This is a genomic window from Emticicia fluvialis (assembly GCF_024793945.1).
In the GTDB taxonomy this organism is placed as follows: Bacteria; Bacteroidota; Bacteroidia; order Cytophagales; family Spirosomataceae; genus Emticicia; species Emticicia fluvialis.
Genome location: NZ_JANUSD010000024.1, coordinates 26,171 through 50,989, shown reverse-complemented (window position 1 = coordinate 50,989; position 24,819 = coordinate 26,171). Strand labels below are relative to the sequence as shown.

Genomic DNA, 24,819 nt, shown 5'->3' with positions numbered 1-24,819 from the left:
GTTTTATGGCAAGAATTATTGATTTGGTTGGAGCAACATCAAGATGTTATAAGGTGATTGGAGTAATTGAGGCAAAAGATTGCATTTCGGCTGATGTTACAATTTTTTTGCCTTTATGGCCTCTTTGCGCAATGGTAATCATGGCATTGGCAACGGTTTCACCTTTAATGGCCTTATATTTGGCCGGAATCAGGAAGTCAAGGCCTTTCATAATAACAGAAGCCATGCCCTCACCGGCTCTTGATTCTTTTCGCTCTCCTAAAAGTAAAGAAGGCTGAAAAACCACAAGGGTAGGGAAATGCAAATCGGTAAGAGACCTTTCAATTTCGCCTTTTACACGGTTATAGTAAAACATTGAGTTGGCGTTGGCACCCATTGCGGTTACAATAAAGTATTGTCTGGCGCCATTTTTAAGTGCAGCTTTTGCAATTTCAAAAGGGTAAACAAAGTCTACCTTATAAAAGGCTTCTTTTGAGCCCGCCTGCTTCATAGTTGTTCCCAGGCAGCAGAAAATATCATCGGCCACTACTAAAGACGTATCTAAATGGTCAAAGTCAACTATTATCTGCTCTAATTTGGGGTGCTGAAAACTCAAAGGTTTTCTGACCAGCGCTTTTACTTTCGAATAGGCCGGGTGATTAATCAACTTTTGGGTGAGATGACCACCAATTAAACCCGTTGAACCAATTATTAAAGCGGTTTTCATAAATTTAAGAAACTGATATACTTCTTTAACAGCAAAAATCTGTGTTTGTTCGCAGCCACAAAAAATTTAATCAGGTTTTATTATCTGCGCTTGTTAAAGTCTATGAGTTTATAGCCCACAATTCTTTCAGAGCGGGCAGTAACAGGTTTATGATAGACAAAAATCTCATAGGTATTCTCGGTTTCTGCAAAGTTTCCTTCAAATGCGGTTTCGTCCGGCTTGCCGTCTTTTACTACAACAAAATCATAGTTATAAACGCCCTGCTTTAACTGGATAGTAGCCGTATAGCCTCCGAAATTATTGTCATAGGCCATTTCATTTAGTTTATCCAGCCGCCAGTCATTGAAACTGCCGTTTACATATATTTTTTCATTGGCGGCTAGTTCCTGGCTTTTCAGGCCAAATGTCATAAAAATATAATCAGCATCGGTTTCGGCACGGTTACCTTCTCGATTGTCAATTATATACATACCGTTGAAATCGTTCTGTTCAATATAAACTGCTTCGCTTCTGTCTCTCTGCGGTGCAACCCACATATCATCTTCTTTCCCCCTTTGTATTTTTTCTATGAACAAACCCCTGTTATAAGTGCTTCGCGAGTCAAAGAAACGAAACTCGTTTCCGGCGGCAAAAGTGTTTTCATCATCAAAAAAGCGGTAATCCAACGCACTGCTTGAATTATTAACACTGAAAGGTTTCAGATTTCTGATGGTTTTATCCCATCGGTAATTCTGACGGATAATCACCTTAAATTCATCGCGAGGCGACATAACATTATATCCTGCATAATTTAACTGAAAATCAATTTGCTGGTGCGTTTTAAATTTTGATGGATTCTGAGCCTGTCTGATGGTGCCTCCGGCGCCTACGGCATTTTCATAAACCATAAAACGGCGGGTCAGAATTATATCATCCCGTTTTCTGTCTCGCCAAACCACCACCAGATAATTGCCCGACAACAACATGCCTGGCAGTGCAATTTTATAATGGTAAAAAGGTACTTTGGTATTCTGAGATACCTGGTAGTCGTTGATAATGAGGTCGTTATATTCTGGCATATATTCTATTTCAGAAAGCGCCGATTGTTTCCAGTCTATACCGCAATGTAGAATTTTAACATGATATTGCTGGTATCCTGCGTTCAACTCGTCAAATTCAAGCCAAAGATTATGATTGTCTTTTAAAGCTATCACAGGCGGATTGAGACTTTTGGCAGGGTCGTCTGCATTTCCAACCAGTGGATATAACTGCACCGACCTGATGTTGGGTTCATAGGTATAGTCTTCAAATCGCAATTGCTTATTTTGAGCTGCCAGCCATTGAGTCGGGAAAAGAAGCAATACAACAAACAGGTTTTTCATAAACGGAGTGGAAATATTCTTGAATTTTACGGGATTGACATACCATTTTAAGTGATTAAATGATAACACCGTTATAATATTGTGCATGAAAGACAAATAAATGATTTTATTCTAAAAAAGACTTATTTACTGTTAAGTGAGAATTAATATTTATGTAGCACAGCGTAATCAGGTTAATCAAACAAGTCAGCCGCGGTGGCACACTGTTCAATTACAAATCAATAAAGTATATCAAAGCATCTGCCCGTCTTGCATAACCAGTTTACGGTCTGACATCTCAGCCAGGTTTTCATTGTGCGTAATGATTACAAATGTCTGATTGAGCTTTTTACGGAGTTCAAAAAATAAATGGTGTAATTCTTCGGCATTTTTAGAGTCCAGATTACCACTCGGTTCATCAGCAAAAACTACTGACGGCGAATTTATGAGCGCTCTTGCCACAGCCACTCTTTGTTGTTCACCCCCGGACAGTTCAGATGGAAAGTGCTTGATACGCTCACCTAGTCCGAGCAGTGTAAGCAATTCTGTTCCTTTTTTTTCTATATCAGTATTTGTGCCGGCTTTACCTCTGCTTTGTTGTATCCAGGCAGGTATGCACACGTTTTCAAGCGCGGTAAACTCGGGCATCAGGTTATGAAACTGGAAAATGAAACTTATTTTTTCGTTTCTGAAACGAGCCATCTCTTTGTCTTTCAGTGACTGATAATTGATGCCGTCCAGGATTACTTCTCCCGAATCAGCTTTATCAAGGGTGCCAAGTATATGCAACAGCGTAGTTTTACCCGCACCGGACGCACCGACGATAGAAACAATTTCGCCCTGATTGATAGAAAGGTCAATGCCTCTTAATACTTGTAGATTGCCGTAACTTTTTTTTATGTTTTTTGCTTGAAGCATAGTTGATGCGCCGGAGTGATTTCTGTGGATACAGTACCCGTTTTTTCTTGATTACCTGGCTCATGTTACGATTTCTTTAAATCGTAAAAAATGATTAGGCAAAGTAAACGATATTTGATTGATAATTAATAATTGTTCACTAATTTAGCGAAAATTTTATAACCTCTAAAATCTACTTTACATGAACGTTCATGAGTATCAAGGTAAAGAAATACTAAGCCGTTATGGTGTAAGAATCCAACGTGGGATAGTTGCCGAAACTCCGGAGCAGGCTGTAGAAGCTTACAAGCAGATAGCTGAAATGACAAATTCTAAGTTTGCGGTAGTAAAATCACAAATACATGCGGGTGGACGTGGGAAAGGTAATATCGTCGGTACCGAACAGCGTGGTGTACAGTTAGCAAAGTCTGCCGAAGATGTGGAGCGTATTTCTACCAACCTTCTGGGGAATGTCCTGGTTACACTACAGACAGGTGCCGAAGGTAAAACAGTTAACAAAGTTTTAGTTGCTGAAGATGCATATTATCCGGGCGACAGTGAGCCTAAAGAATACTATATGGGTATTTTGTTAGACCGGGCCAAAGGTTGTAATGTTATTATGGCCTCAACTGAAGGTGGTATGGACATTGAAGAAGTAGCTGAACATACGCCTGAGAAAATTTTTAAAGAGTGGATTGACCCTCGTGTTGGTTTGCAGGCTTTTCAGGCCCGTAAAATAGCCGACAAACTGGGTTTGACAGGTGAAGCCAACAAAGAGATGGTTAAATTTGTAGGTTCACTTTACAAAGCCTATGTGGAGTCTGACTCGGCCATGTTTGAAATCAACCCTGTTTTGAAAACATCTGATAACAAAATATTGGCTGTTGATGCAAAAGTAAATCTGGACGATAACGCTTTGTATCGTCATAAAGATTTAGCTGAAATGCGTGATAAAGCAGAAGAAGACCCATTAGAAGTTGAAGCTGCCGACAACGACCTTAACTACGTAAAACTAGATGGTAACGTGGGTTGTATGGTAAATGGTGCCGGTCTGGCTATGGCCACTATGGACATCATCAAATTATCTGGTGGTGAGCCTGCTAACTTCCTTGACGTAGGTGGTGGAGCCAATGCCAAAACGGTTGAGGCCGGTTTCAGAATCATTCTGAAAGACCCGAACGTGAAGGCGATTCTGATTAATATTTTTGGTGGTATTGTTCGTTGCGACCGTGTAGCTACTGGTGTTGTTGAGGCCTACAAAGCTATCGGCAAAATTCCAGTACCTATTATTGTTCGTTTGCAAGGAACCAACGCTGCTGAAGGCGCTGCCATTATCAATGAGTCAGGGCTGGAAGTTTACTCAGCTATCTTGTTAAAAGAAGCTGCAGAATTAGTTGAGAAAGTACTGAAAGAAAATGCTTAATTGAAGTTTTCTGGATACATATAACGAAAAGGAGGTGATATCACCTCCTTTTTTATTGGCATTTGATATGTTACTCTTCCTATGAGAAATCCGTGAATAAAGTTGTGTACCACCCCGGTCACCGGATAACAAAACAAAGGGACGTTTTGTTTAATGAATCCGACTAAAGTCGGGATAAATAGCTTGGTAACTCGCTGCACAAAGCCCAATGCCCTCTGCCACTTAATCTTTATGCGCAGCCGCTGTTTTTTGACAGCAAGATGGCAGTGCATCATGCGACTTCTGGTCTGCAACTACTTCATCTGCATCATAACCAATTTTAGAAATAGCTCCTTTAATTTTCTCAGGGCTGGTTTTCTTGGGGTTATAAGTAACAGTTACTACTTTATTATCCAGATTAAGGTTCGAGCCTACAATTCCTTTGGTAAGGCCCAGGTCCCGTTCAATGCGTTTTTTGCACATACTGCATATAGCAGAAGTTTTAATTTTTACTTCAGCGGTTTTAGGTGGGTCTAACTTGGCAAAACCGTTAAAAACAACGCCAAAGAAGACAATGAACAATAAATTTTTCATGTTGGTAAATTAATCGTTTGGTTATAAAACTATTATTCTCTTAAAACAATTCCGTTTGGGTTCAACCCGACAGGTATATCCATTATTTTTTCGTGTGTGGCAGTATTAATGACAGACACCGTATTGCCGCGCTGATTGGCCACATAGGCAATCTTTTCATCTTTAGAAAACTTAACAGCATGGGCATCATCACCCGTAACAATAGTTGATTTTAGCACCCACTTGTTATTCTTTCTTTCAAAATAGGCTATTTTGTTCTGGCCTGCCTGGCAAACCCATAATTCGTTTAATCCTTTATGATAAGCCACCTGCCCGGGTTTAAAATCTAAATCTATTGATTCGGTGGCATTCATGGTGGCGGGGTCTACTACATTAATAGTCAGCAGGTTTTTGTTTTCAACATAAATATATCCGTCATCTGCCAGCCAAACATTCGTTGGAAACTGGTCTACCTTAATGTATTTCTCTACTTTTTTCAGCTTTACATTCACTGCCAGAATAAAACTACTTTCGCCTAGCGCCACAAACGCGTAACGGCCATCTTTCGAAAAAACCACTTCTGTTGGGTCGGCTCCCAGAAAAATCTCGTCTTTAAGTACACCAGTGGCTGCGTCAAACACGTGCATTTCTCCGGCATGATTGGTAGAGGCCGTCCATATCTCTGTATTATCGTGCGTAAAAACAGCATTGAAATTTACGCGGTCAAGCTGCATTTTTAACAGACTTTTTCCATTATTGGCATCAATAATAGCTATGCCACCTTTTAAATTGGTTGCATTGTGCAACTGATCATGGCTTAATGTAAAATCAAATTCCGGTAGGGCAACTGACAGCTTTTTGCCGTCGGGCGATAACTCAATATGGTGCGGAAAACGCCCCAGGTCTGTTAGCTGAATTAATTTCTTTACTTTACGTTGGTTCAGGTCAATTATTGAAATGGTATTACTACCTCCGTTTACCACATACGCAGCAGGAAAATCAATACTTTCGGTAGGTACTTCTTCTTTATCTTTACACGAAACCAGAAATACTGAAAACGAGAATAAAAATACCTTATAAATTTTGTTCATAAGTCTATTGTTCTTTTCATTTAAACGTTCAATTGCCTGTCGAACGTATACAAACCCATTTACTTAAATCCGGCCCCCTAATTTATATCTGGTGCCAAAATAGATCATTCTTCCAACTACCGGCCCCCAGGCGCTTCCGGCATCAAATCTTGAACCAAATGGGGTATCCGGGGTTACAATTGGGTCTTTTTGTGTAAAGTTATTCAGGTTTTCACCACCCAAATAGATGTCCCATCTACGAAACGACCTGCTTACCTGAGCATTGATGTTAATAAACGCAGGGGCATATTGAATAGGCATGGTTTCATAACTGGTATGCTGATAGTTTGGCGAAAGGTTCGGTACACGCCTTGTACCGTTGTATTGCAGGGTAAAGTCCCATTTCCATTTATCATAGGGTAGGGCATAACCTACATTGAACAAAACTCTATCGCGCGGTATAAACATTTTTCTCACCGTAACTGCCTGGTTATTAGGCTTACCCAGGGTTTGATAAACATCGGTGTACCTATACGCTATTTTAAATTCAAGTCTACTAATGGGAACCAGATTTAATTCAATCTGTGCCGAGTTGGCATAGTTCTGTTTGCTGTTTATGCTGCCATCTGAGTTGTAAAAATACAAAAATTGCGGATGTTCAGTATCAGCAATCAGCTGGTTTACAAAATTGGTATGATACAAATCAAGAATGAAGCTTGATTTTCCGAAATGTCGGGTATAGCTCAATCCGTAATTCCAGCTGATTTCAGGTTTAATTTTATCTATGAACTTTACCGTTCTTGAACTTACCAGATTGCCGAAGTATTCTGCCAGAGGGTTAGGTGTACGGAATCCTTTACCGGCCGACAGCCTGATGGCATTGTCAGGATTAACATTATACAAAACATGCAGGCGAGGTGTGAAAATTGTGCCATACAAATTGTGGAAATCGGCCCTTGCCCCAGCCACTGCCGTAATTTTGTCGAGATATTTATAGGTGTACTCAAAAAATGCCCCCGGTGCTACTTCCGTACGGGCCAGCAGGGTATCAGCAAATGTTTCATGGTAATTGTCGTAAATGATACTAACGCCCGTTTTGTAGGTGTGGTTGGTATTGCCTATGATGTCCTGATAAATCAGATTCCCATACATTGAATTCTGCCTGCCGTTGTAAGGCCTGAAACCAAACTCAGACCTTGAGTCATGAATAACGCCATTCAGAATTAACCCCAGACCCCGGTAAGGCTTATTCTGGTATAATTTGGCTGTTTTTGAAAATAATTCAACCCGGTTGGTGGTATTGGTAAATTTGTAAATGGTGTTGTCAAGCGCCAATGGGTTTTTGGTTATCTGCCCACCCAGACGGTCTTCGTGTAGAAACTTTACACCAAATTGCGCCATCATTTTATCTGACTCGTATTTCCATCGGTTTATAAAGTTCAGCTGCGTATATTTGGGCAAATCATAAAAGTTGTCGTGGTTGTTATCAATGCTCGTCTGTAAAGTAGAGCCATGCGTTAACAAGCCTACAGACCATTTTGGTTTGCCTGTTTTGGGTTTCAGAATTTTAGCAAGATTCAGGTTTACCTCGCCGCGTCCGAGGCTGTTTACATAGGTATTCAGATATACTTTCTCTGCTAAATCCGGTTTTTGAAGCTCAACATTTATCTGGCCCGTCATAGACTCATAGCCGCTTACTACAGACCCTGCGCCTTTGCCTACATCAATAGACTGCACCCATGTGCCGGGTATATAATTCAGGCCAAAAGTAGTTGCCAATCCCCTTATAGCAGGTATGTTTTCTGCGTTGGTTTGCACGTAAGTACCGGCTAGTCCTAATAACTGAATCTGCTTTGAACCTGTAACGGCATCGGTATAGCTTACCGAAACCGATGCATTGGTTTCAAAACTCTCAGACAGATTGCAGCAGGCTGCTTTTGCCAGGGCTTTAGAAGTAATGATTTCAGTCTGTATCGGCGACATTCTGTCTATGGCAGTTGAACCGCTTTTTACTACTACTTCCTGTAGCTGATTCTCAGATTTCAGATAAACTTTCAGCTCGGTTTCATTGGTTATGGTAAGGGTATCTGACTTGTAGCCAACAAAACTGATAATCAACCTGCCAGACTTGGTGCGCGGAATTGTGAATTTTCCTTCAATATCGGTTTGGGTAGCCACTTTGGTACCCAGCCAGTACACCGTGGCGCCAATGATGGCTTCTTCTTTGGCATTTGAATTGTCCAGCACTGTGCCGGTAACATTCTGGCTAAAGGCAGTACCTAAAGACCCGGCCATTAAAAAGAACACACGAATTAATCTATTAATTTTAAAGCTGTTCATGTGGTTTAAGTTTTACAAAGCGCGGTGCTTTATAAATGATTAAATTTAATATGCCAACAACATGGCCACTGCCATACCTACCATCAGCAAGTCTTCAATTATTGTAACCGTACTCATAGGTAGGTTAAAAACAGCTCCCAGGCAGGCGCATCGAATTTTTTTCTTATTTAATACGCTCAAAATAACTCCTATTGAACTAAAACCCATAACTATAATGGTTGCAATATTGGTTAGTTGAGGTTGATAATTTATCAGATAAGCCAAACCTAAAGCTAACTCAATAAAAGGATACACATATCCATAAGCCGGAGCTTTCATGGCCAGTAAATCATACATGGCATAGCTTTCTGCAAATCCTTTCAGGTCTAAAAACTTAAAGAAAGAGAAAACAACAAAAAAGCCGGCCATAAAATGATTCATGAAATGCATCGGGCTGAAATGCGCTGGCTCAAAAATGTTGGCATGAAAAGCCGTGATAGCAGATATGCCAGTAATGAATCCGAAAATTAGCAACAATGGTTTGTAAGTGGCCAGCCAGCTTCCTGGATTGGCTTCTTCAAAAGCCTTTGCCTGTGATACTGCGAAGGCAACTTTGTCATTAATGTTGTATTTGGGATACGGTTTCAATGCGTCCTGAAATAGGGCTAATGGAATATTTTTTTCCATTTCAATAATAGCCGTATTATTGGTTTTGTCTGGCTTAACTGATTTTACCCCATCAACTTTGCCTAATACATGTTGTATTTTATATTCACATGCCTCGCAGGTCATGCCTGTAACTTCATAAGTTTGTGTCATTGGTTTATATTTTAATGATACAAAAGTAGTGGATAGCCTGCACTACCGCATTACAGAATTTTATGCCAGACTTACATGTTTTTTGACAGCATCAATAGGTATAAGCGTATTCTCTTTCCTGGACTTAAAAACACTGGGGCTCACACCCACCACCTGCTTAAACTGATTGGAAAGGTGCGCTACGCTGCTGTAATCTAGCTGCCAGGCAATTTCAGACAGGCTTACATCTCCGTTCATAAGCAAGGCTTTGGTGCGCTCAATCTTTTGGGCAATAATGTATTTTTCTATTGTAGTTTTTTCAGTAGAAGAGAAAAGACTGCTCAGATAGGAGTACTCATACCCGGTTTTCTTCACCAGAAAATCTGAAAAATTTTGAGAGACGTTTTTTTCGCCTTTATGATGGTGGATTTCATTAATTATGAAATGCTTGATACGTTCCACAATTGTGGTTTTGTGGTCTTCTATCAGTTCAAAACCTTCTTTTTGCAAGGTTTGCCGAATAAGCATGTACTGAAAAAACTCGTCGGTGTGGTTTATAGTTACCATGCCCAGTTCAACTTTTAAAACACTTAAGCCTATTGCCTCAAGCTCTTCACGCACAACACGCACACAGCGGTTGCAAACCATATTTTTAATGAGTAATTGCATAAGTATGATAAAATTAATAATTAATTATTGGATATTATCCTAAAACAAGGATAAACGTAAAAGCCACAAATCGTGAAAGACTTGCGGAAAATTAATTACTTAATTGTATCAGATTATAAAAGATTGATGGGCAATAACTATATCACGCCCGACGAGCGGATTGGGGGAGGAACTCTGAGCCAGAGATGATTCCTGGCTTTCAAAGATAGTTTCGATAATGGTTTTGAAAAGCTCAGTAAATGTAGCTTTTAGCCAATCGATACTACTTTGTGTAAACTTGGCTACAAGTTGAGAAACAGACGAAGAATACTCAACATTTTCGTATTTTTCTTCTTCAGTACAACAGGCTGATTTTTTAACAATTGCACCTTTGTTGGCAGGCAAGGCAGTTTTGGCATTCTTGGCAGCACAACAAAATTCTCCATTTTTATGAAGTGAAACAGACTTACCCTTTACTATACAGCTATGTTCAACAAAGCCAAACCCTGTGCTGCTTAGCAACACAACCACGGCCATGATAACACTGAAAAGTCTGGATAATGCTTGTTTCATTCGTATAATTAGAATTATATACAAATGTACGTATAATAACTGATACTTCCAAGACAATTTAATAATATTTATGCCAGCCTGCTACCATTCGGTACTTGCCTTTCCGCTTCGGCCAATACGACCGAGACGTCGCCCAGAATAAAGCCCGTAGTGAGAACCTCCGACATAAAATCGGCAATTTGCCTGGGCGGGAAATTGGTAACACAAAGCACCTGTTTGCCTATAAGCTCTTCTTTTGTATAAAAAGTAGTTATCTGAGCAGACGAGCGTTTGATGCCCGTTTCAGGCCCCAGATCAATCAATAATTTATAGGCCGGTTTCCGGGCTTTCGGAAAATCATCAACTTGAATGATGGTACCGGCACGTAGTTCAACTTTTTCAAAATCTTCCCAACTGATGTGTCCTTTTGGCATTTTATTCATATTCAGTTTTAAATCTGTTCCATAAATTATCAGCGTGCTGCCTTATTACCTGTGGCAATGCCAGAAAAGCAGCATCCTGCTGTTTTTCATCAGTATTTTTAAAGCCTTTAATTAGCGATTTACCTCTGATGGCAGCCTTTTTACCATTTTGCAGCACAATGAGTTTTAATCCTGACGGACTTAAATCGCCCTTGCAGCCGGTTTTATACATAAACATAATTTCTGCATAGCCGTTTTTATCCAGGTCGGTTACTTCAAATGCTTCATCAATTAAGGCAAGCTGGTTATCAACCGGGCAGTCTTTTTCAAAATCTACTACCTCTTTCAATAACTTAAGCGTTTTGGTTGTGCCTTTAACATAATGCTCAATCCACAAAGTTCTGGAGTTATAATCATCTTTGGCTGCTTCTTCCATGGCAGCTATTACGTAGTTAAGGCCGTTTTTATCTTTAAATTCAATTTTTTTTAAAAGCAAAGTGCCAGAGGTCTTGAACTGCTTCAGGGTTTCGTCTGAAATCGGCCTGGTCTCTATTCTTTGTGCAAAGCCATTCTGGTAAACAAACACTAATAAGGCAAACAGGTATAAACGGCTCATTTCTTTTCTGATTTTACTCTACTATTGCCGCTTCACATATATAAGTAGGAATAATTCCGGTGCTCTGAATATTCACTTCTACATCTTCAGCCTGCGTGTTGCCACTTAATACCAGCACGGTATCAAGGCCAAACTTATTACCTCCCAGAATATCAGTATGCAGGGTGTCGCCTACCATCAGAATATCTTTTTTTTCTATGTTTTTACTTTTGATGTGTTCATAGGCAAAAATAAACATCTGGGAGTCCGGCTTTCCGAAACCTACAAACTGCTTGCCAACAATGGCTTCAATCATTCTTGACAGGCCGCCCATAGCTATGGCAATTTCCTTTTTTGATACCGGATAAGTGCCATCTGTATTGGCCACAATTACCGGAATGTTTTTCCGGCGCAGCAGGTTGATGGTCTTGTTCAGGTCATCTTTCCAATCAAAGCCCTCATCGTCAAGAAATGCCAGCGCCTGAATATCATTCAGGTTGTTTAGGTCCAGTTCACTAATGGGAACGGCCTCTAAGCCCAGGGTTTCTATGTAATAAGCCGAATCATCAGTGCCTAAAAAAACAACTTTACCACCTTTTACCTTTTGTTTCAGGTAGTCCATAGCCAACATACCCGACGATATAATATTATTAATAAATACGTCTTTAATGCCTAATGAATGATAAGAGTCTGCCAGTTGCTGGGGTTTTCTTGAGGCGTCGTTTGTTAAAATATAAAACTCTTTCTGCGTTTCTTTCAGATACCTGAACGTATTTTCAACGCCGGGTATTAATCCTTTATAATTTTTTAAAACTCCGTAGGCATCAAAAAATACTACTTTATAATTATCTATTACTGTCTTGAAATCGTGTATCTGCATAAAAGTTTCGGGGTTTAAATATTGAGTGCTTTCAGAATCTTACCGGCATCAAATTCTTTATCTATAGATGGTAAATAAATCTCGTAGGCTTCTCGCTGCAATTTAGTGGCATAAGTACGGTGAAAGAAATATCGGCCATATTTTATTACATAATTAAGAATAAAGAAACGATAGGCTTCTTTCATAAAAAGCACGGCGTTTTCGGTAAGCGGATACACCTTATGGTATTCTTTAAGGAATAAAATAAAGCGGTCTTCCATTAAAGGCCCTATTAAATAGCTGAAAGCCGTTCGGTCGCCTACGTCTGATGTTACCCTGCTGAAGAAGTAAAAATCCATTACCCGGTAACTGATTCTGAACCAGTCGTAGTCCCATCTTGAATATAATTCAAGATTTTTGGTAACAGAAAAGTTACCGATGTTCCAGTCCATAAAAACAGGCATGGTTTCCACAACACCTGCTACCAGGTTCTGGCGGTTTTCCAGAAATATCTCACATTGCTCACGAAGATACCCAATGTGCATGCGGTGTTCAAATTGGCCTACCTCGGTATCAAGTATGTTCAGCAGGTCTTGTATATCAGAGCGAAGCGTTTTTGATGCCTGCGGTAAAACTGTACTTACTCTGGCACAAGCCTTATGAAATTTGGCAATCTCGCTTCCCAGTTTTTTTATATGACCTTCATCCAGTCGGCGAGGCAAACGATGAAGACTCCGGATAGGATTATAAAACACCACCCAGGCATCGGTTATGCCATCCTGATAACGATAGGTGTACACTTCATTGTCTTTCACCAGCGACTTCGCCAATACGTTCTCAAACGGATACAGCAGGTTATTCTGCAAGGTGTGAATAATCTGGTGGTCTTCTTTAAAATGCTCATAAGTGCCAAAATAAGAAAGTTTGGCAATGATGATGTCGTCGTTATCAAACCTTACCCTGAAAACATGGTTGGTTGAAACCTTGGCGCTGATGTCTTCAATGGTATCTATGGTCTTTGAATCATCAAAGTTTTGCCAGGCAAGTTTAATAATGGCCGGATAATCAATTAATCTCATGGCATGGTGGGTTTAGTTTTTATTTTTTTCCTGGTTACTTCATTATAGGCGGTTTCAAGTGCATCCAGCATCAATTCTTGCTCCAGTTTTTCAATTTCAAAGAGTGTCCAACCCTGTTTACCCCATTTATTCGGTACAGGATAGATGCCTCCTGACTGGTGTGCGCTGAATACCGACTGGTCAATTTCAGACAGTTTCAGGCAGGCGCGTTTATCTGTTGCCGAATACGTAGCAAAGATTTTCTTTTTTATTCTGAACGATGTTTTTTCAAAATGTGGCTGTTCTTCTGAACCTGTAAAAGAAAGCGCCATCTCTCTGAGAGTTACTTCATCAACCATAATCTTAACTGAAATTAGTACCAAACTCAAATATAATCAAGACTATTTAATTTGGAACTCATTTATAATGGTAGTTTTTGGCTCCACTACAGTATATTCATAAAAAAACTTGTATCCATACTATTTTTTAAGGATATTAGAGAGGTTTTTTATGCCCCAATTAATAATGAATTTTCAGAAATTAACCTGGATAAGTCTTGCCGGGGCTGCAATTATTGCAGCTGCCTCAGTTTTTTATTCCACCCGCGGGCATATCAGTTATAATGAAGATATCCGTCCGGTTTTTAACAAGAAATGTATAGTTTGTCATGGCGGCGTAAAAAAAAGCGGGGGTTTTAGTCTGCTTTTCAGAGACGAGGCACTTGCAAAGGCCAAGTCGGGCAGGTTTGGTATTATTCCGTTTGATGCCGAAAACTCAGAACTTGTAAAAAGACTTAAAACGCATGACAAAGAAGCGCGCATGCCTTTAGATGCCGAGCCACTCAGCGATGAAGAAATAAGTAAAATAGAAAGGTGGATAAATGAAGGCGCAAAATGGGAAGAACACTGGGCTTATATAAAACCGGATAAATCTATTGCGCCACCAGATATTAACGACCCATGGATTGTAAATGGAATAGATAACTTTATTATAAACAAGCTGAAAACGGAGGGTTTAACGCATTCGCCGGAGGCAGATAAAACGGCATTATTGCGCAGATTAAGCCTTGATTTAATTGGTTTACCGCCCACCATGCAAGAAACCCAGGCCTTTATTAATGATATAAGTGCCAATGCCTACGAAAAGCAGGTAAACCGACTGTTGATGTCGCCCCAGTTTGGTGAGCGATGGGCAACCATGTGGCTGGACCTGGCTCGTTATGCAGATTCAAAAGGTTATGAGAAAGATTTAGACCGGAGCATCTGGCAGTACCGCGACTGGGTAATCAGGGCATTTAATGCTGATATGCCTTTCAATCAGTTTACGATTCATCAGCTGGCCGGTGATTTATTGCCGCAGTCAGCTGACATCAGCGCCGGGGAAATTGAAAACCGGCTGATAGCCACGGCTTTTCATAGAAACACGATGGCTAATGATGAAGGTGGCACCAACGATGAGGAGTTCAGAAATATGGCTCTGCTCGACAGGGTTTCAACTACATGGGAAGTCTGGCAAGGTACTACCATGGCCTGCGTGCAATGCCATAGCCACCCTTATGACCCTTTCAGGCAGAAAGATTTTTATCAGTCGTTTGCTTTTTTTAACAATACACAAGACCGCGACCTTTATAACGACAAACCCCTGCTGAAAACCTACCACCCTGCCAAAGAGAAAGAACTGAAAAAACTGCTTACATGGCTGAAAAGCATTGAGCATAACCCGGAACCCATCTCATCGAAAATTCCACTTGATAGGCAAAAACAGGAATATTTACGCCGGATGGGTTTATATAGAATTGAAGCCGAAGATTTTGACAGCGCCAGCAGACACATTGAGCTATGGAATAACCAGAAAACCATTATGCAAACCACCGAAGGCGCTTATACGGTTTATGAAGATGTAGATCTGACTGGCATTACCCAGGTTACCTACCGATACCAGAGCGGTGCTGAAAACGCTTTTATTGAAATGCGGCTCGGGAGCTCGGAAGGAGAACTGATAAGCAAAGTTGAAACCAGATGCAGTGAAGAAACCGTTAATGACGGGTGGTCGCGCTGGAAAGATTACACCACTACTAGCGGTAAAATAAAGCCAACCAAAGGTGTACATGATGTGTATCTGGTTTACAGAAAGGGCAGGAGTTTCTGGACAGACCTGATACATCTGGACTGGATGGACTTACAACATAGCGCCCCTTTGAAGAATAAATTTGGCAAGGCATTCAGCGATTCTCTTGACAAACTGGTGATGATTGAAAGCATTGCTACCCCTGTTATAATGGAAATGGCTCCGAACAGAAGACGTAAAACCCATGTTTTCGTCAGAGGAAACTGGATGGTGCATGGCGACCAGGTTAAGCCTGATGTACCTGGCTCATTGCCTGATTTGGGGAGGCTTAAAGCAGACCGTCTGGGCTTTGCACAATGGCTGGTAAGCAATGAAAATCCGCTTACGGCGAGAGTGATGGCAAACAGATTCTGGGAGCAACTGTTTGGTAACGGAATTGTGGAATCGCTGGAGGATTTCGGCACTATGGGTGCCAGACCTTCGCATCCTGAACTACTCGACTGGCTGGCTGTGCGTTTCAGAGATGATTATAAATGGAGCGTAAAGAAATTACTGAAACTAATGGTGATGTCGGCAACTTACAGGCAAACAGAAATGGTGAATAAAGATTTGCTTGAAAAAGACCCCCGCAATCTGTTACTGGCTCGCGGGCCACGGGTAAGGTTGTCGTCAGAGCAAATAAGAGACCAGGCGCTGTTTGTAAGTAACTTACTAAACAAGCAAATGTATGGCCCAAGTGTAAAACCACCCAACCCGACTGACGAAAGCTGGCGCCGAGAACCCAAAGACAACCTTTTCAGAAGAGCAGTTTATACCTATTGGCGGCGCACTAATCCATATCCGTCTATGATTACGTTTGACAGCCCTCAACGCAATGTCTGCACCTCGCGCCGGATTCGTACCAATACGCCATTACAGGCCTTAACCACTTTAAACGATACCGTTTTTTATGCGGCAGCACAAAATATTGCCCTGAAAATGCAGGCAGTTAAAAGCCCCAGGGTAGAGGAAAAGCTGAAACAGGGATATCAGTATCTGTTTCAGAAAGCCCCCGGCGATACTAAAACCCGTTTGTTGTATCAATTGTATCAGGACGCGCTCCTTGAATTGAGAAAGAAAAAAGACCGTGAAGCAGAATTGGGAGCCTTAACCCTGACAGCCAACGCCATGATGAACCTAGATGAATTTTTAACCAAATGAAAAGAATATCGCTTACAGAAGAGGCTTTTTTAGAAGAAGCCAAGTTAAATACCCGGCGCCATTTTCTGAAACAATGTACTTCAGGCCTTGGCGGTTTAGCTGTTTCTTCGTTGCTGGGCGGTTGTTTTGGTGGTTCTTCAGATAAGCCACAACTCAACGAAAACCCGCTGGCTGTCAGACCATCGCATTTCAGCCCCAAAGCCAAACGCATTATCTTTATGCACATGGAGGGGGCGCCGTCGCAGCTTGAATTGTTCGATTACAAGCCAGAACTGGCAAGGCTTGACGGACAGCTTTGTCCGCCTTCTCTGCTTGAAGGGAAGCGATTTGCTTTTATTAAAGGGGTACCCAAAATGCTGGGGCCGCAGTCAACCTTTCAGCAATATGGGCAATCGGGTGCCTGGTTTTCAGACTACTTCAACTATTTGCCAAAGCTGGCTGATGATCTCACCTTTCTGAAAGCTATGCATACCGACGAATTTAACCATGCACCTGCGCAGTTGTTTATGCATACGGGTGCTTCAAGAGTCGGCCGGCCGAGTATGGGGTCTTGGATAACCTATGGGCTTGGTTCTGAAAACCAGAATCTTCCGGGTTATGTGGTGTTGGTGTCTGGCTCTGAGCCAAGCGCTGGTAAATATCTGTGGGGCAACGGCTTTTTGCCATCTGTCTATCAGGGTGTACAATGCCGGTCGAAAGGTGATCCGGTTTTATACATTAACAACCCGGGTAATATTGATAGCACACTCAGAAAAAAATCTATTGAAACCATCAATAAAATTAATGAACTGACATACCAGGAAGTAGGCGATCCTGAGATTCTGACACGTATATCTCAATATGAGTTAGCATTCAGAATGCAGGCCGAAGTACCGGGAACAATGGATATCACTGGCGAACCGGCATATATACATGAAATGTACGGCACTGAACCCGGCAAGGCCAGCTTTGCCAATAACTGCCTGCTGGCCAGAAAACTATTGGAGAAAGGCGTAAGGGTAGTGCAGCTGTTTGACCGCCGTTGGGATAACCACGGAACGGATGCCGGCAGTGGGGTAGATATTGGTTTAAGAAGAAACGTAGAATATGTTGACAAACCAATATCAGCCTTGATACTTGACTTGAAACAAAGAGGTTTGCTGGAAGATACCCTCATTGTGTGGGGGGGCGAATTTGGCAGAACGCCCATGATGGAAAACAGGGCAGGGGATAACAATACGCCATTTAAAGGCCGCGACCACCACGTGGATGCCTTTACTATGTTTATGGCTGGGGCAGGTTTGAAAAAAGGGTATTCGCACGGAGAAACCGACGAGATAGGATATTACGGTATTAAAGGCCGCACCCATATACATGACTTGCAGGCAACTATTTTGCATCTGATGGGCTTTGACCACGAAAAGCTGGTGTTTCCGTTTCAGGGCAGAAATTTCAGATTAACCGATGTAGCAGGCAAAGTGGTGAACGAGGTACTGGCTTAATAATACTTTGTGTAATACATGTTTGACTCAGCGGTATGCCATGGTAAAATTAAACCCTGCTTCCAAACTGGTTGAAAGCAGGGTTTTTATTAAGGTTGGAGTACTATTTTAAACTACCCACCATATCTTCAGGTTTTACCCATTCGTCAAATTCTTCAGCTGTCAGGTATCCAAGTCTGATAGCCGTTTCTTTCAAAGTGCTTCCTGTTTTATGTGCAGTCTGCGCAATTTCAGCTGCCTTATAATAACCAATTTTGGTGTTAAGGGCAGTAACCAACATCAACGAATTATCAACATGCTTTTTGATATTTTCTTTCAATGGCTCAATACCCACGGCACATTTATCATTGAAAGAAACGCAACCATCGCCAAGCAAACGTGCCGAATGCAGGAAGTTGTATATCATTACCGGTTTAAAAACGTTCAGTTCAAAATGACCCATTGAACCACCCACGTTAATGGCCACGTCGTTACCCATTACCTGCGCGGCAATCATGGTTAATGCTTCGCATTGCGTTGGATTTACTTTGCCCGGCATTATTGATGAACCTGGTTCGTTGTCTGGTATGAAAATTTCACCAATACCTGAACGCGGGCCAGACGATAACATTCTGATGTCATTAGCAATTTTCATCAGGCTAACTGCTACTGTTTTCAAGGCACCGTGTGCTTCCACAATGGCATCATGCGCTGCCAGGGCCTCAAATTTATTTTCTGCTGTTACAAACGGAATACCCGTAAGGCCGGCAATATGTTTTGCTACCAGTTCTGAGTACCCTTGCGGTGTATTAATACCTGTGCCTACGGCAGTACCACCCAATGCCAGCTCAGAAAGGTGCGCCAATGTGTTTTTGATGGCTTTCAAGCCATGATTCAACTGAGATACATAACCAGAAAACTCTTGTCCGAGTGTCAAAGGCGTGGCATCCATAAAGTGAGTGCGGCCAATTTTAACTACATTTTTAAATGCTTCCGATTTCTCAGCCAGTGTATCACGTAGTTTTTCTATACCCGGAATGGTCGTTTCAACCAGCATTTTATATGCTGCAATGTGCATGGCAGTCGGGAATGTATCGTTTGATGACTGCGATTTGTTTACATCATCATTCGGATGAAGGAATTTGGTTTTATCGCCCAATTCACCACCTTGCAGAACGTGTCCGCGGTAAGCAATTACTTCGTTGCAGTTCATGTTAGATTGCGTGCCAGAACCCGTTTGCCATACTACCAGCGGAAACTGGTCGTCCAGTTTACCATCCAGTATTTCCTGACAAACCGTACCTATCAAATCTGCTTTTTCTTTAGGTAGTACACCTAAATCAAAGTTGGTCAAGGCTGCTCCGTGTTTCAGGTAAGCAAAAGCTTTGATGATTTCTTTCGGCATTTTATTGATATCCTGCGCAATTTTAAAGTTTTCAATAGAGCGTTGCGTTTGTGCACCCCAATATACGTCAGCAGGCACCTGCACCTCGCCCATTGTATCTTTTTCTATTCTGTACTGCATAATTATTTATGAATTAGATATAATAAGTTAAATAGGAATTTTGGTGCAAAAGTAAGTCAGAAAAAAACAGGTAAATAGTTTTTTTCTGTTTTTTTCAATGAAAAATTCATTAAAAAAGCACAGCCTGAGCTGTGCTTTCATATATACTGTTTGATCAGATTTAATCAATGCAAAAGTTTAAAATCAGGTAAGCTTAACCTTAGTTTAGTCTGTAAGGCGTTATCAGATTAAACTCCGGAATCTGGACACTGAATTTGTTGCCGTCAACAAGACGCTCCATAATAAAAGTGCCCACCATCTTACCTATGGATGATTTCAGGCTACAGCCCGAAATGTATTCATGACTTTCGCCCGGTTCCAGAATGGGGGTTTGACCCACCACACCTTCGCCTTCTACTTCTTTTACCGGTGCAACAGAGTCATATATCAGCCACTTTCTTCTTTGTAATTGTATGGTGTTGTTACTGTGATTTTCAATTCTTATTCTGTAACTGAATACAAAATGCGATTGAAATGGGCTTGAATAGTCCGGTTGAAATTCCGTTTTTACACTAACTTCTATGCCCTCTGTAGTTGCCGTAATCGTGTTCATAGTTTCTGACATCTACATCATTTTTGCAAAAATGATGTTTAAAAGTTTTAGCAATTTGAGAATCTAATATGTAAATTAACAAATAAATATTTTTTGAGTGTGTTTTTTTAGAAAAAAGTTGCTAAACGGTAGCATTATCTATTGGCATAACAATTTTTTTTATCTTTGTTCCGCACCTAAAAAAACAAAAAATATGGATGTAAGGATTGCCGAGAGTTGGAAAATCCGGCTGCAGGATGAGTTTGAAAAAGATTATTTTAAAAGTCTCAGTGATTTTGTACGCAACGAATATAAAACAGCGGTTTGTTATCCGCCCGGCAGGTTGGTTTTTAATGCTTTTGATAAATGCAGCTTTGAAGATACCCGGGTTGTTATTCTGGGGCAAGACCCGTATCATGGCCCCGGGCAGGCAAATGGCTTGTGCTTTTCTGTCAATGATGGTATCCCGTCTCCACCATCGCTCATCAATATTTTTAAAGAGATTCATGACGATTTAGGCAAGCCTATTCCCAAAAGTGGAAACCTTGAACGCTGGGCAAAACAAGGGGTTTTGCTTCTGAATGCAACACTAACCGTTAGAGCTGCCTCGGCAGGCTCACATCAGGGCAAAGGTTGGGAGGTTTTTACTGATGCGGTTATCAGGCACCTGAATGACGAAAAAGACGGCATTGTTTTTATGCTTTGGGGAAAATACGCACAGGAAAAAGGCAAAATAATTAATGACAAAAAACACTTTGTTCTACGCGCAAAACACCCGTCACCCATGTCGGCCAATTTTGGCGGGTGGTTTGGCACCAGGCATTTCAGCCAGGCCAATAATTATCTGGTAAGCAAAGGCCTGCCAACTATTGAATGGTAAATTGCTACCAGGTATAATTTCAGCACTTTTTAAACTTCCAGTTTATGATTCATTTGGGTGCTTAATTGGCTGATTATTGCATACTGGCAATACTTTTTGTGCGCAATTACAAATAATTTAACTGATACAGCACTTTTGCAGTATCAAATTAATACTTTTTTATAAACTTAATTGCACAGGCATACTAAATCTGCTAATTTTGCATTTTAGAAACCTATCATGACAGAACAAATTCTTATTCTTGATTTCGGCTCGCAATTTACCCAGCTTATTGCCCGAAGAGTTAGAGAACTTAATGTGTATTGTGAGATACACCCTTTCAATAAAATTCCAGCCATTACTTCTGATATTAAGGGAATTATCCTTTCCGGAAGCCCCTGTTCAGTGCGTGAAGAAGATGCACCCATTGTTAACTGGCAGGATTTCCCCGCTCATGTACCAGTACTGGGTATTTGTTACGGTGCGCAGATGATGGCACAGACAGGTGGAGGTGAAGTACTTCCGTCTTCCATCAGAGAATATGGCCGAACCATCCTTAATAATCTGGATAACCGCTATGCTTTGTTTAAGGATGTGGCAGATAACACACAGGTATGGATGTCACACAGCGATACCATTGCCGCACCTCCTGCCGGGGCAGATATTATTGCCTCAACAGATACCGTAAAGGTAGCTGCTTTCAAAATGCATGACCAGCCTCGCTACGGTATACAGTTTCACCCCGAGGTTACCCATACCCTTCAGGGTAAAACCATACTTAAGAATTTTGTTGTAGATATCTGCCAGTGTTCTCAAAGTTGGACACCCGATTCTTTCGCCGAAGCTGCAATCAGAGAATTAAAAGAAAAGTTGGGTGATGACAAAGTCATTATGGGTCTTTCGGGTGGTGTTGACTCATCGGTTGCAGCCACGCTGATACATCATGCCATTGGCAAAAATCTTTACTGTATTTTTGTTGATAACGGCCTGCTTCGTAAAAACGAGTTTGAAGAAGTACTAGAATCCTATAAAGGTCTTGGCCTAAACGTAATAGGGGTTGATGCCAGAGAGCAGTTTTACAAAGCACTGGAAGGTTTAACAGACCCGGAAGCAAAACGAAAAGCCATTGGTAAAACCTTTATAGATGTGTTTGATGCCGAGTCTCATAAAATTGAAGGAGCTAAATGGCTTGGACAGGGAACCATCTACCCCGATGTTATTGAGTCTGTATCGGTAAAAGGGCCTTCTGTTACCATCAAGTCGCATCATAATGTTGGTGGATTGCCCGACTTCATGAAGCTGCAAGTGGTAGAACCGCTTCGGCTTTTGTTTAAAGATGGCGTGCGCGAAGTAGGCAAATCTTTAAATGTACCTGATAACATTATTGGTCGCCATCCTTTCCCGGGTCCTGGTTTGGCCATACGTATTCTTGGCGACATCACCCCCGAAAAAGTAGATATTTTACAGGAGGTAGATGCCATTTTTATAAATGCCCTGAAAGACACTGGCCTTTATGATAAAGTTTGGCAGGCCGGAGCCATTTTGTTGCCTATACAAAGTGTAGGTGTTATGGGCGATGAAAGAACATACGAAAAGGTGGTGGCGCTTCGTGCCGTAACCAGTGTTGATGGTATGACAGCCGACTGGGCTCATTTGCCTTATGAGTTTTTGGCAGATGTTTCAAATGAAATTATTAACAGGGTAAAAGGGGTAAACAGAGTGGTGTATGACATCAGCTCTAAACCACCAGCTACTATTGAGTGGGAGTAAAATTTGCGCTCATTTATACCATCAAAAAAAGCTCTTTCACAGGAAGGAGCTTTTTTTGATGGCCACAGAATGACAATGATTATTTGCTTCTTGTGTTTTGGAGGCAATTCAAAAAAAGAACCCCGAAACCATTTCTTATAAAAGTTTCGGGGTTCTGTTATAATGCTGAAATATATGTCGTAAGTTTTTTGAACCAACCTTCAAAATAGATTAGTTTGCGCTGATTTCGCGTAACTCCAGTTTCTCTTTTCCTGCAATTTTTCCACCGGCTGGTTTCGGGTCTGTATCGCTACCGTTAGGTTTCTCAACCAGGTTAGCTTCCACCGTATTTTCTTTTTGTTTTTTGGCTTGTAAAGCTCTTAGTCTTCTAACTTCAAGCCAATTGGCAGTAAAGAAATAGCATACCAACAAAAACATAATAAAGAAACAAAGTTCGGTATTACTAAAATATACCCTTGCCGAGTAGGTAAGCACCGTTAGCACAATTGTAACCGCATAGAGTATAAAAGACGCCTGCATGTGCGAAAGGTTGTTGTCTATCAATAAATGATGCATGTGCATGCGGTCTGCCTTAAAAGGAGATTTGCCTCTTAAAATACGAACCGAGAATACGCGTATGGTATCAAAAATTGGTACCACAAGTATAACTACTGCGATGATGGGCGCACTGACAAAAGCACTGGTGGGGTCCCACTGATGCATGACATTGAAATGAATAAACTTAACCGCCAGTACCGTAATGATATAGCCCACTATCAGCGAGCCGGTATCACCCATGAATATTTTACTGCTTTGCGAGAAGTTGAATCTTAAGAAACCCAACAATGAACCCGAAAGACATAAGGCCAGACAAGCCAGAGAATAATGGTGGTTAATTAAAAACCACAGACCAAAACCTCCACCGGCTATCATTCCAATTCCGCCTGCCAATCCATCAATACCATCAATTAGGTTGAAAGCATTAATCATGGCAACAAAAATGAAAATGGTTAATCCTATGCTTAACAGGTAGGGTATCTGGCCAATGCCAAAAATGCCGAAAAGGTCAGAAATTCGGAGGTCGCATCCCACCACTACTATGGCCGAGGCAATAATCTGAATACCCAGCTTTTTGGTTGGTGACAGTGCGTATAAATCGTCTTTTATTCCAAGAAAGAAAAGAATGGTAATACCGGCAAAAACTTTATGAAGTAAGATACCTTCGTCTCCAAAATTCCAGAGCATGTAACCAATCAGGATACCGGCAAAAATAGCAACTCCACCAAAAGTAGGGGTTGGCGCGCTATGTGAACTCCTTTTTACAGGATTATCCATCAAACCGCGCAAGCCACTGATATTTATAATGACAGGTATTGAACGCAGATTAATGAAAAGTGCGATAAGTGCAGAAATTAAAACTTGAATATTCTTATCAGGTATCAGCGATTCAAATGTTGGAAACATTATATATTTTTTAAGATTAAAAAATACTTCAGAGGCATCTTTAATTACAAAATAAACACTTTTTTTTGGGTAAAAAGAAAAATGTTTATTTCTTTTTCAATAATTTTATTCTGTGGCTGCAGTTCTCTGACGAACAAGAACAGCCGGATTACCCTGGTATATACCATAGGCTTCCAGATTTCGGTTAGCTACAGAATTAACAGCTAAAACCGAATGAGACGCACACCTAACACCCGCGCAAACTACAGCTCTGGCGCCAATCCAGACACCGTCTTCGAGAATGATATCTTTAATAATCAGGTCAAAGGTTTCTTTTTTGTAATTATGATTACCGGAAAGCAGTAATGCGCCTTGCGAAAGGCAGACATTATTTCCGATTTTTACTTTAGCTAAGTTATCAATCCATACATTTTCGCCAATCCATACGTAATCTCCAATTTCCAGGTTCCAGGGTGCTTTAATGTTAACCATTGGTTTAATGGTAATGCCTTTGCCCAGTTTGGCTCCAAAAGCTCTCAGAATCCTTATTTTTATAAAAACAGGTAATGGCAGATAAGAATTAATGAAAATACGGTTACAGATGAACCACAATAATGTGGTCAGGAAACCTCTGGTAAAATCAGAATTTTTATACCAATCGTTGTTATATTTTGATAAATCGGTTTTTACCATTGCAAGGTGTCTT

Annotated in this window: 23 protein-coding genes; 5 read left to right on the top strand and 18 right to left on the bottom strand. The window is 41.0% G+C overall.

Annotated features, from left to right (window positions below; translation table 11 throughout):
• Positions 1 to 46 precede the first annotated feature (46 nt).
• The 3 genes from NZ848_RS20770 to NZ848_RS20760 form a co-directional block, all read right to left on the bottom strand.
• The gene (locus tag NZ848_RS20770) at positions 47 to 706 is read right to left on the bottom strand and encodes an oxidoreductase (RefSeq protein WP_259017113.1); all 660 of its coding nucleotides are present in this window, start codon (positions 704 to 706) and stop codon (positions 47 to 49) included.
• A gap of 80 nt (positions 707 to 786) precedes the next feature.
• The gene (locus NZ848_RS20765) at positions 787 to 2,067 is read right to left on the bottom strand and encodes a type IX secretion system plug protein (RefSeq protein WP_259017112.1); all 1,281 of its coding nucleotides are present in this window, start codon (positions 2,065 to 2,067) and stop codon (positions 787 to 789) included.
• Positions 2,068 to 2,298: 231 nt separating this feature from the next.
• Complete coding sequence (locus NZ848_RS20760) at positions 2,299 to 2,964, bottom strand: ABC transporter ATP-binding protein (RefSeq protein ID WP_259017111.1); 666 nt, start codon at positions 2,962 to 2,964, stop codon at positions 2,299 to 2,301.
• 181 nt (positions 2,965 to 3,145) lie between these two features.
• On the opposite strand from NZ848_RS20760, the gene sucC reads away from it, so the two are divergent.
• The gene (gene sucC, locus NZ848_RS20755) at positions 3,146 to 4,366 is read left to right on the top strand and encodes an ADP-forming succinate--CoA ligase subunit beta (RefSeq protein WP_253534859.1); all 1,221 of its coding nucleotides are present in this window, start codon (positions 3,146 to 3,148) and stop codon (positions 4,364 to 4,366) included.
• 222 nt (positions 4,367 to 4,588) lie between these two features.
• Here the strand turns inward: sucC and NZ848_RS20750 are convergent, their stop codons facing one another.
• From NZ848_RS20750 to NZ848_RS20700, 11 genes are all read right to left on the bottom strand, one after another.
• Entirely contained in the window at positions 4,589 to 4,939 is a 351-nt protein-coding gene (locus NZ848_RS20750; RefSeq protein ID WP_259017110.1) for a heavy-metal-associated domain-containing protein, read from the bottom strand.
• A 32-nt stretch (positions 4,940 to 4,971) separates the two neighbouring features.
• The gene (locus NZ848_RS20745) at positions 4,972 to 6,009 is read right to left on the bottom strand and encodes a YncE family protein (RefSeq protein WP_259017109.1); all 1,038 of its coding nucleotides are present in this window, start codon (positions 6,007 to 6,009) and stop codon (positions 4,972 to 4,974) included.
• Between the two features lie 63 nt (positions 6,010 to 6,072).
• On the bottom strand, positions 6,073 to 8,328 hold the full coding sequence (locus NZ848_RS20740; RefSeq protein WP_259017108.1) for a TonB-dependent receptor: 2,256 nt from the start codon (positions 8,326 to 8,328) through the stop codon (positions 6,073 to 6,075).
• A gap of 45 nt (positions 8,329 to 8,373) precedes the next feature.
• A complete protein-coding gene (locus NZ848_RS20735; RefSeq protein WP_259017107.1) occupies positions 8,374 to 9,126 on the bottom strand; it encodes a heavy-metal-associated domain-containing protein in 753 nt (250 codons plus the stop codon).
• A 60-nt stretch (positions 9,127 to 9,186) separates the two neighbouring features.
• Positions 9,187 to 9,774 (bottom strand): helix-turn-helix domain-containing protein, encoded by a 588-nt coding sequence (locus tag NZ848_RS20730; protein ID WP_259017106.1) that lies wholly within the window; start codon positions 9,772 to 9,774, stop codon positions 9,187 to 9,189.
• Positions 9,775 to 9,882: 108 nt separating this feature from the next.
• Complete coding sequence (locus NZ848_RS20725) at positions 9,883 to 10,326, bottom strand: HYC_CC_PP family protein (RefSeq protein WP_259017105.1); 444 nt, start codon at positions 10,324 to 10,326, stop codon at positions 9,883 to 9,885.
• 68 nt (positions 10,327 to 10,394) lie between these two features.
• Complete coding sequence (locus NZ848_RS20720; protein ID WP_259017104.1) at positions 10,395 to 10,739, bottom strand: tRNA-binding protein; 345 nt, start codon at positions 10,737 to 10,739, stop codon at positions 10,395 to 10,397.
• Position 10,740: 1 nt separating this feature from the next.
• Positions 10,741 to 11,343 (bottom strand): M949_RS01915 family surface polysaccharide biosynthesis protein, encoded by a 603-nt coding sequence (locus NZ848_RS20715; protein ID WP_259017103.1) that lies wholly within the window; start codon positions 11,341 to 11,343, stop codon positions 10,741 to 10,743.
• Positions 11,344 to 11,356: 13 nt separating this feature from the next.
• Positions 11,357 to 12,202: an HAD-IIA family hydrolase gene (locus NZ848_RS20710; RefSeq protein WP_253534876.1), complete on the bottom strand. Its 846-nt coding sequence runs from the start codon at positions 12,200 to 12,202 to the stop codon at positions 11,357 to 11,359.
• Between the two features lie 14 nt (positions 12,203 to 12,216).
• Positions 12,217 to 13,260 (bottom strand): hypothetical protein, encoded by a 1,044-nt coding sequence (locus NZ848_RS20705; RefSeq protein ID WP_259017102.1) that lies wholly within the window; start codon positions 13,258 to 13,260, stop codon positions 12,217 to 12,219.
• On the bottom strand, positions 13,257 to 13,628 hold the full coding sequence (locus NZ848_RS20700) for an MmcQ/YjbR family DNA-binding protein (RefSeq protein ID WP_259017101.1): 372 nt from the start codon (positions 13,626 to 13,628) through the stop codon (positions 13,257 to 13,259). Before NZ848_RS20700 ends, NZ848_RS20705 begins: the two co-directional genes overlap by 4 nt.
• Positions 13,629 to 13,764: 136 nt before the next feature.
• Here NZ848_RS20700 and NZ848_RS20695 point away from each other — a divergent pair, with 136 nt between their 5' ends.
• A complete protein-coding gene (locus NZ848_RS20695; protein WP_259017100.1) occupies positions 13,765 to 16,506 on the top strand; it encodes a DUF1553 domain-containing protein in 2,742 nt (913 codons plus the stop codon).
• A complete protein-coding gene (locus NZ848_RS20690; protein WP_259017099.1) occupies positions 16,503 to 17,987 on the top strand; it encodes a DUF1501 domain-containing protein in 1,485 nt (494 codons plus the stop codon). Before NZ848_RS20695 ends, NZ848_RS20690 begins: the two co-directional genes overlap by 4 nt.
• Positions 17,988 to 18,090: 103 nt before the next feature.
• Here the strand turns inward: NZ848_RS20690 and fumC are convergent, their stop codons facing one another.
• Entirely contained in the window at positions 18,091 to 19,491 is a 1,401-nt protein-coding gene (gene fumC, locus NZ848_RS20685; RefSeq protein ID WP_253534887.1) for a class II fumarate hydratase, read from the bottom strand.
• A gap of 199 nt (positions 19,492 to 19,690) precedes the next feature.
• Positions 19,691 to 20,083 (bottom strand): Co2+/Mg2+ efflux protein ApaG, encoded by a 393-nt coding sequence (gene apaG, locus NZ848_RS20680; protein ID WP_253534888.1) that lies wholly within the window; start codon positions 20,081 to 20,083, stop codon positions 19,691 to 19,693.
• Between the two features lie 193 nt (positions 20,084 to 20,276).
• Here apaG and ung point away from each other — a divergent pair, with 193 nt between their 5' ends.
• On the top strand, positions 20,277 to 20,942 hold the full coding sequence (gene ung, locus NZ848_RS20675; RefSeq protein WP_259017098.1) for a uracil-DNA glycosylase: 666 nt from the start codon (positions 20,277 to 20,279) through the stop codon (positions 20,940 to 20,942).
• 219 nt (positions 20,943 to 21,161) lie between these two features.
• Positions 21,162 to 22,691, top strand: a complete 1,530-nt coding sequence (gene guaA, locus NZ848_RS20670; RefSeq protein ID WP_259017097.1) for a glutamine-hydrolyzing GMP synthase — start codon at positions 21,162 to 21,164, stop codon at positions 22,689 to 22,691.
• Between the two features lie 210 nt (positions 22,692 to 22,901).
• Here guaA and NZ848_RS20665 read toward each other — a convergent pair whose 3' ends face one another.
• Positions 22,902 to 24,134, bottom strand: a complete 1,233-nt coding sequence (locus NZ848_RS20665; protein WP_253534896.1) for a glycosyltransferase family 4 protein — start codon at positions 24,132 to 24,134, stop codon at positions 22,902 to 22,904.
• Between the two features lie 105 nt (positions 24,135 to 24,239).
• Complete coding sequence (locus NZ848_RS20660; RefSeq protein ID WP_259017096.1) at positions 24,240 to 24,806, bottom strand: WcaF family extracellular polysaccharide biosynthesis acetyltransferase; 567 nt, start codon at positions 24,804 to 24,806, stop codon at positions 24,240 to 24,242.
• Positions 24,807 to 24,819 lie beyond the last annotated feature (13 nt).

Coding starts and splice junctions, on each gene's coding strand:
- NZ848_RS20765 (WP_259017112.1), bottom strand. CDS start 2,067: ATGAAAAACCTGTTTGTTGTATTGCTTCTTTTCCCGACTCAATGGCTG.
- NZ848_RS20745 (WP_259017109.1), bottom strand. CDS start 6,009: ATGAACAAAATTTATAAGGTATTTTTATTCTCGTTTTCAGTATTTCTG.
- guaA (WP_259017097.1), top strand. CDS start 21,162: ATGACAGAACAAATTCTTATTCTTGATTTCGGCTCGCAATTTACCCAG.
- fumC (WP_253534887.1), bottom strand. CDS start 19,491: ATGCAGTACAGAATAGAAAAAGATACAATGGGCGAGGTGCAGGTGCCT.
- NZ848_RS20770 (WP_259017113.1), bottom strand. CDS start 706: ATGAAAACCGCTTTAATAATTGGTTCAACGGGTTTAATTGGTGGTCAT.
- NZ848_RS20735 (WP_259017107.1), bottom strand. CDS start 9,126: ATGACACAAACTTATGAAGTTACAGGCATGACCTGCGAGGCATGTGAA.
- NZ848_RS20750 (WP_259017110.1), bottom strand. CDS start 4,939: ATGAAAAATTTATTGTTCATTGTCTTCTTTGGCGTTGTTTTTAACGGT.
- NZ848_RS20690 (WP_259017099.1), top strand. CDS start 16,503: ATGAAAAGAATATCGCTTACAGAAGAGGCTTTTTTAGAAGAAGCCAAG.
- NZ848_RS20705 (WP_259017102.1), bottom strand. CDS start 13,260: ATGAGATTAATTGATTATCCGGCCATTATTAAACTTGCCTGGCAAAAC.
- NZ848_RS20695 (WP_259017100.1), top strand. CDS start 13,765: ATGAATTTTCAGAAATTAACCTGGATAAGTCTTGCCGGGGCTGCAATT.
- ung (WP_259017098.1), top strand. CDS start 20,277: ATGGATGTAAGGATTGCCGAGAGTTGGAAAATCCGGCTGCAGGATGAG.
- NZ848_RS20725 (WP_259017105.1), bottom strand. CDS start 10,326: ATGAAACAAGCATTATCCAGACTTTTCAGTGTTATCATGGCCGTGGTT.
- sucC (WP_253534859.1), top strand. CDS start 3,146: ATGAACGTTCATGAGTATCAAGGTAAAGAAATACTAAGCCGTTATGGT.
- NZ848_RS20660 (WP_259017096.1), bottom strand. CDS start 24,806: ATGGTAAAAACCGATTTATCAAAATATAACAACGATTGGTATAAAAAT.
- NZ848_RS20710 (WP_253534876.1), bottom strand. CDS start 12,202: ATGCAGATACACGATTTCAAGACAGTAATAGATAATTATAAAGTAGTA.
- NZ848_RS20715 (WP_259017103.1), bottom strand. CDS start 11,343: ATGAGCCGTTTATACCTGTTTGCCTTATTAGTGTTTGTTTACCAGAAT.
- NZ848_RS20740 (WP_259017108.1), bottom strand. CDS start 8,328: ATGAACAGCTTTAAAATTAATAGATTAATTCGTGTGTTCTTTTTAATG.
- apaG (WP_253534888.1), bottom strand. CDS start 20,083: ATGAACACGATTACGGCAACTACAGAGGGCATAGAAGTTAGTGTAAAA.
- NZ848_RS20760 (WP_259017111.1), bottom strand. CDS start 2,964: ATGCTTCAAGCAAAAAACATAAAAAAAAGTTACGGCAATCTACAAGTA.
- NZ848_RS20665 (WP_253534896.1), bottom strand. CDS start 24,134: ATGTTTCCAACATTTGAATCGCTGATACCTGATAAGAATATTCAAGTT.
- NZ848_RS20720 (WP_259017104.1), bottom strand. CDS start 10,739: ATGCCAAAAGGACACATCAGTTGGGAAGATTTTGAAAAAGTTGAACTA.
- NZ848_RS20730 (WP_259017106.1), bottom strand. CDS start 9,774: ATGCAATTACTCATTAAAAATATGGTTTGCAACCGCTGTGTGCGTGTT.